We start from the raw sequence: 5,857 nt of genomic DNA, 5'->3' as shown, positions 1-5,857 counted from the left end.
CACTGGGACTGAGACACGGCCCAGACTCCTACGGGAGGCAGCAGTAGGGAATCTTCGGCAATGGACGAAAGTCTGACCGAGCAACGCCGCGTGAGTGAAGAAGGTTTTCGGATCGTAAAACTCTGTTGTTAGAGAAGAACAAGTAGGAGAGTAACTGCTCTTACCTTGACGGTATCTAACCAGAAAGCCACGGCTAACTACGTGCCAGCAGCCGCGGTAATACGTAGGTGGCAAGCGTTGTCCGGATTTATTGGGCGTAAAGCGAGCGCAGGCGGTTTCTTAAGTCTGATGTGAAAGCCCCCGGCTCAACCGGGGAGGGTCATTGGAAACTGGGAGACTTGAGTGCAGAAGAGGAGAGTGGAATTCCATGTGTAGCGGTGAAATGCGTAGATATATGGAGGAACACCAGTGGCGAAGGCGACTCTCTGGTCTGTAACTGACGCTGAGGCTCGAAAGCGTGGGGAGCAAACAGGATTAGATACCCTGGTAGTCCACGCCGTAAACGATGAGTGCTAAGTGTTGGAGGGTTTCCGCCCTTCAGTGCTGCAGCTAACGCATTAAGCACTCCGCCTGGGGAGTACGACCGCAAGGTTGAAACTCAAAGGAATTGACGGGGGCCCGCACAAGCGGTGGAGCATGTGGTTTAATTCGAAGCAACGCGAAGAACCTTACCAGGTCTTGACATCCTTTGACCGCTTGAGAGATCAAGTCTTCCCTTCGGGGACAAAGTGACAGGTGGTGCATGGTTGTCGTCAGCTCGTGTCGTGAGATGTTGGGTTAAGTCCCGCAACGAGCGCAACCCTTATTGTTAGTTGCCATCATTCAGTTGGGCACTCTAGCGAGACTGCCGGTGACAAACCGGAGGAAGGTGGGGATGACGTCAAATCATCATGCCCCTTATGACCTGGGCTACACACGTGCTACAATGGGAAGTACAACGAGTCGCTAGGCCGCGAGGTCATGCAAATCTCTTAAAGCTTCTCTCAGTTCGGATTGTAGGCTGCAACTCGCCTACATGAAGCCGGAATCGCTAGTAATCGCGGATCAGCACGCCGCGGTGAATACGTTCCCGGGCCTTGTACACACCGCCCGTCACACCACGAAAGTTTGTAACACCCGAAGTCGGTGAGGTAACCCTTGTGGAGCCAGCCGCCTAAGGTGGGATAGATGATTGGGGTGAAGTCGTAACAAGGTAGCCGTATCGGAAGGTGCGGCTGGATCACCTCCTTTCTAAGGAATATTACGGAAACTTACACATTCGTCGCTACTTTGTTCAGTTTTGAGAGGTTTACTCTTATAGAAGAAGTTAATCATTGGATTTTCTTTCTTATTATATGATTCTCTCAAACGAATTGTTCATTGAAAACTGGATATTGAAGTAAAAAAGTAATCAAAACAAACCGAGAACACCGCGTTGAATGAGTTTTTTAAGTAAAATAGTTCGAATGCTTATTTTATTGGTCACGCCTCTATCGCTAGAGAAACGAACCAAACAAAACCGATCGTAAGATCGTAAGGTTAAGTGAATAAGGGCGCACGGTGGATGCCTTGGCATTAGGAGCCGATGAAGGACGGGACTAACACCGATATGCTTTGGGGAGCTGTAAGTGAGCTATGATCCAGAGATTTCCGAATGGGGAAACCCAGCATCTTTTATAGGATGTTACTATTCAGTGAATACATAGCTGGATAGAGGTAGACGCAGAGAACTGAAACATCTAAGTACCTGCAGGAAGAGAAAGAAAATTCGATTCCCTGAGTAGCGGCGAGCGAAACGGGAAGAGCCCAAACCAACAAGCTTGCTTGTTGGGGTTGTAGGACTCCGTTATGGTAGTCTGTCAAGATAGTCGAAGAACCTGGAAAGGTTCGCCAAAGTGGGTAATAGCCCCGTAGACGAAATGTTGGCAACACCTAGGAGGATCCTGAGTACGGCGGAACACGAGAAATTCCGTCGGAATCCGCGGGGACCATCCCGCAAGGCTAAATACTCCCTAATGACCGATAGTGAACCAGTACCGTGAGGGAAAGGTGAAAAGCACCCCGGAAGGGGAGTGAAATAGATCCTGAAACCGTGTGCCTACAACAAGTCAAAGCCCGTTAATGGGTGATGGCGTGCCTTTTGTAGAATGAACCGGCGAGTTACGATTGCATGCGAGGTTAAGGTGAAGAGCCGGAGCCGCAGCGAAAGCGAGTCTGAATAGGGCGAATGAGTATGTAGTCGTAGACCCGAAACCATGTGATCTACCCATGGCCAGGTTGAAGGTGTGGTAAAACGCACTGGAGGACCGAACCCACGTACGTTGAAAAGTGCGGGGATGAGCTGTGGGTAGCGGAGAAATTCCAAACGAACTTGGAGATAGCTGGTTCTCTCCGAAATAGCTTTAGGGCTAGCCTCGGAATTAAGAATGATGGAGGTAGAGCACTGTTTGGACTAGGGGCCCATCTCGGGTTACCGAATTCAGATAAACTCCGAATGCCATTCATTTATATCCGGGAGTCAGACTGCGAGTGATAAGATCCGTAGTCGAAAGGGAAACAGCCCAGACCACCAGCTAAGGTCCCAAAATAACTATTAAGTGGAAAAGGATGTGGGGTTGCACAGACAACTAGGATGTTGGCTCAGAAGCAGCCACCATTTAAAGAGTGCGTAATAGCTCACTAGTCGAGTGACCCTGCGCCGAAAATGTACCGGGGCTAAATAGTTTACCGAAGCTGTGGATTACACCTCTGGTGTAATGGTAGGAGAGCGTTCTAAGGGCGTTGAAGGTCGATCGTGAGGACGGCTGGAGCGCTTAGAAGTGAGAATGCCGGTATGAGTAGCGAAAGACGGGTGAGAATCCCGTCCACCGTATGACTAAGGTTTCCTGGGGAAGGCTCGTCCGCCCAGGGTTAGTCGGGACCTAAGCCGAGGCCGATAGGCGTAGGCGATGGACAACAGGTTGATATTCCTGTACCAGTTGTTTTTGTTTGAGCAATGGAGGGACGCAGGAGGCTAAGGAATGCATGCGACTGGAAGTGCATGTCCAAGCAGTAAGTCTTGAGTAGAGTCAAATGCTTTACTCTTTACGGACAAGCTGTGATGGGGAGGGAAATAATAGTACCGAAGTTCCTGATGTCACACTGTCAAGAAAAGCTTCTAGTGAGAAAACAACTGCCCGTACCGTAAACCGACACAGGTAGTCGAGGAGAGTATCCTAAGGTGAGCGAGCGAACTCTCGTTAAGGAACTCGGCAAAATGACCCCGTAACTTCGGGAGAAGGGGTGCTGACTTCGGTCAGCCGCAGTGAATAGGCCCAAGCGACTGTTTATCAAAAACACAGGTCTCTGCAAAATCGAAAGATGAAGTATAGGGGCTGACGCCTGCCCGGTGCTGGAAGGTTAAGAGGATGGGTTAGCTTCGGCGAAGCTCAGAATTGAAGCCCCAGTAAACGGCGGCCGTAACTATAACGGTCCTAAGGTAGCGAAATTCCTTGTCGGGTAAGTTCCGACCCGCACGAAAGGCGTAACGATTTGGGCACTGTCTCAACGAGAGACTCGGTGAAATTTTAGTACCTGTGAAGATGCAGGTTACCCGCGACAGGACGGAAAGACCCCATGGAGCTTTACTGTAGCTTGATATTGAGTGTTTGTACCACATGTACAGGATAGGTAGGAGCCGATGAATCCGGAACGCTAGTTTCGGAGGAGGCGCTGGTGGGATACTACCCTTGTGTTATGAACCCTCTAACCCGCACCACTTATCGTGGTGGGAGACAGTGTCAGGTGGGCAGTTTGACTGGGGCGGTCGCCTCCTAAAAGGTAACGGAGGCGCCCAAAGGTTCCCTCAGAATGGTTGGAAATCATTCGCAGAGTGTAAAGGCAGAAGGGAGCTTGACTGCGAGACTTACAAGTCGAGCAGGGACGAAAGTCGGGCTTAGTGATCCGGTGGTTCCGCATGGAAGGGCCATCGCTCAACGGATAAAAGCTACCCTGGGGATAACAGGCTTATCTCCCCCAAGAGTCCACATCGACGGGGAGGTTTGGCACCTCGATGTCGGCTCGTCGCATCCTGGGGCTGTAGTCGGTCCCAAGGGTTGGGCTGTTCGCCCATTAAAGCGGCACGCGAGCTGGGTTCAGAACGTCGTGAGACAGTTCGGTCCCTATCCGTCGCGGGCGTTGGAAATTTGAGAGGAGCTGTCCTTAGTACGAGAGGACCGGGATGGACTTACCGCTGGTGTACCAGTTGTTCTGCCAAGGGCATTGCTGGGTAGCTATGTAGGGAAGGGATAAACGCTGAAAGCATCTAAGTGTGAAGCCCACCTCAAGATGAGATTTCCCATTTCTTTAAGAAAGTAAGACCCCTGAGAGATGATCAGGTAGATAGGTTGGAAGTGGAAGTGCAGTGATGTACGGAGCGGACCAATACTAATCGGTCGAGGACTTAACCAAAGAAACGAAATAAAAAAGTATTTTCGGAATGTTTGATTACTACTTCAATCCAGTTTTGAGTGAATAATCACTCAACTTAATAGTAACAACACCCAGTGTGGTGGCGATAGCGAGAAGGATACACCTGTTCCCATGCCGAACACAGAAGTTAAGCTTCTTAGCGCCGATTGTAGTGAAGGGTTTCCCTTTGTGAGAGTAGGACGTCGCCACGCTAAAGTGTTGTCTTGGAGGTTTAGCTCAGCTGGGAGAGCACCTGCCTTACAAGCAGGGGGTCGGCGGTTCGATCCCGTCAACCTCCATTTTTTGAGCCGTTAGCTCAGTTGGTAGAGCATCTGACTTTTAATCAGAGGGTCGCAGGTTCGAGCCCTGCACGGCTCATAGGAATATTTTGCGGGTGTGGCGGAATTGGCAGACGCACTAGATTTAGGATCTAGCGCCTTACGGCGTGGGGGTTCAAGTCCCTTCACCCGCATTTTTAGTCTCGTTTAATACTTGGCGAATACGCCGGCTTAGCTCAGTTGGTAGAGCATCTGATTTGTAATCAGAGGGTCGAGGGTTCAAATCCTTTAGCCGGCATCCAAATTGCGGAAATAGCTCAGTGGTAGAGCACCACCTTGCCAAGGTGGGGGTCGCGGGTTCGAACCCCGTTTTCCGCTTAGCTTGTTCGCCGGGGTGGCGGAACTGGCAGACGCACAGGACTTAAAATCCTGCGGTGAGTGATCACCGTACCGGTTCGATTCCGGTCCTCGGCATTGCAGTGACATACAGATGTATGACATGTAGCACCCATAGCTCAACTGGATAGAGTGCTTGACTACGAATCAAGAGGTTAGGGGTTCGACTCCCTTTGGGTGCATTTGTAAATACGGGAAGTAGCTCAGCTTGGTAGAGCACTTGGTTTGGGACCAAGGGGTCGCAGGTTCGAATCCTGTCTTCCCGATTTATGTTGTGGGGCCTTAGCTCAGATGGGAGAGCGCCTGCTTTGCACGCAGGAGGTCAGCGGTTCGATCCCGCTAGGCTCCATTAGTAATTATTATTTTCGCGGTGTAGCTCAGCTGGCTAGAGCGTCCGGTTCATACCCGGGAGGTCGGGGGTTCGATCCCCTTCGCCGCGATTCCTTTTTAAGAGCCAAGGACCTTTAGCTCAGTTGGTTAGAGCAGACGGCTCATAACCGTCCGGTCGTAGGTTCGAGTCCTACAAGGTCCATTGTAGTGACGAATGATTTACTAATAATTATTTCGGAGGATTACCCAAGTCCGGCTGAAGGGAACGGTCTTGAAAACCGTCAGGCGGGTAAAACCGTGCAAGGGTTCGAATCCCTTATCCTCCTTTACTGAGAATCACTGTGATTGGCTTTGCCAGAACAGATGATGAACAGTACTTGGTGAACAAAGTGAGCGAGGTATCCTTACTAGAAATCACCAAGAAT

The 5,857-nt window shown here is 50.5% G+C and carries 12 tRNA genes, 2 rRNA genes and 2 other annotated features; all 14 genes read left to right on the top strand.

The features are described 5' to 3' along the window. Positions 1-90: 90 nt before the first annotated feature. Positions 91-232 (top strand) — a sequence feature (16S ribosomal RNA rRNA prediction is too short). A gap of 11 nt (positions 233-243) precedes the next feature. After that, positions 244-1,217: a sequence feature (most likely nonfunctional fraction of RNA operon), on the top strand. A gap of 299 nt (positions 1,218-1,516) precedes the next feature. Next, positions 1,517-4,428 (top strand): 23S ribosomal RNA (locus tag A5819_RS04145). A 96-nt stretch (positions 4,429-4,524) separates the two neighbouring features. Further along, a 5S ribosomal RNA gene (gene rrf / locus A5819_RS04140) occupies positions 4,525-4,640 on the top strand. 14 nt (positions 4,641-4,654) lie between these two features. Continuing rightward, a tRNA-Val gene (locus tag A5819_RS04135) sits at positions 4,655-4,727 on the top strand. A gap of 6 nt (positions 4,728-4,733) precedes the next feature. Continuing rightward, a tRNA-Lys gene (locus tag A5819_RS04130) sits at positions 4,734-4,806 on the top strand. A 12-nt stretch (positions 4,807-4,818) separates the two neighbouring features. After that, positions 4,819-4,900, top strand: a tRNA-Leu gene (locus A5819_RS04125). A gap of 31 nt (positions 4,901-4,931) precedes the next feature. Further along, positions 4,932-5,004 (top strand) — tRNA-Thr (locus tag A5819_RS04120). 8 nt (positions 5,005-5,012) lie between these two features. Then, positions 5,013-5,084: transfer RNA gene (locus A5819_RS04115), tRNA-Gly, on the top strand. A 10-nt stretch (positions 5,085-5,094) separates the two neighbouring features. Further along, a tRNA-Leu gene (locus A5819_RS04110) sits at positions 5,095-5,180 on the top strand. A 30-nt stretch (positions 5,181-5,210) separates the two neighbouring features. Beyond that, positions 5,211-5,284, top strand: a tRNA-Arg gene (locus A5819_RS04105). Between the two features lie 10 nt (positions 5,285-5,294). Further along, positions 5,295-5,368 (top strand) — tRNA-Pro (locus A5819_RS04100). A gap of 10 nt (positions 5,369-5,378) precedes the next feature. Then, a tRNA-Ala gene (locus tag A5819_RS04095) sits at positions 5,379-5,451 on the top strand. A 17-nt stretch (positions 5,452-5,468) separates the two neighbouring features. Continuing rightward, positions 5,469-5,542: transfer RNA gene (locus A5819_RS04090), tRNA-Met, on the top strand. A gap of 18 nt (positions 5,543-5,560) precedes the next feature. Then, a tRNA-Ile gene (locus A5819_RS04085) sits at positions 5,561-5,634 on the top strand. 34 nt (positions 5,635-5,668) lie between these two features. Beyond that, positions 5,669-5,758, top strand: a tRNA-Ser gene (locus A5819_RS04080). The last annotated feature ends 99 nt before the right edge of the window (positions 5,759-5,857 follow it).

This window comes from Enterococcus sp. 7E2_DIV0204 (assembly GCF_002140855.1).
Taxonomy (GTDB): domain Bacteria; phylum Bacillota; class Bacilli; order Lactobacillales; family Enterococcaceae; genus Enterococcus_L; species Enterococcus_L lemimoniae.
Note: the sequence above shows the minus strand (reverse complement) of the source record. Positions and strands in the feature narration are given on the sequence as shown.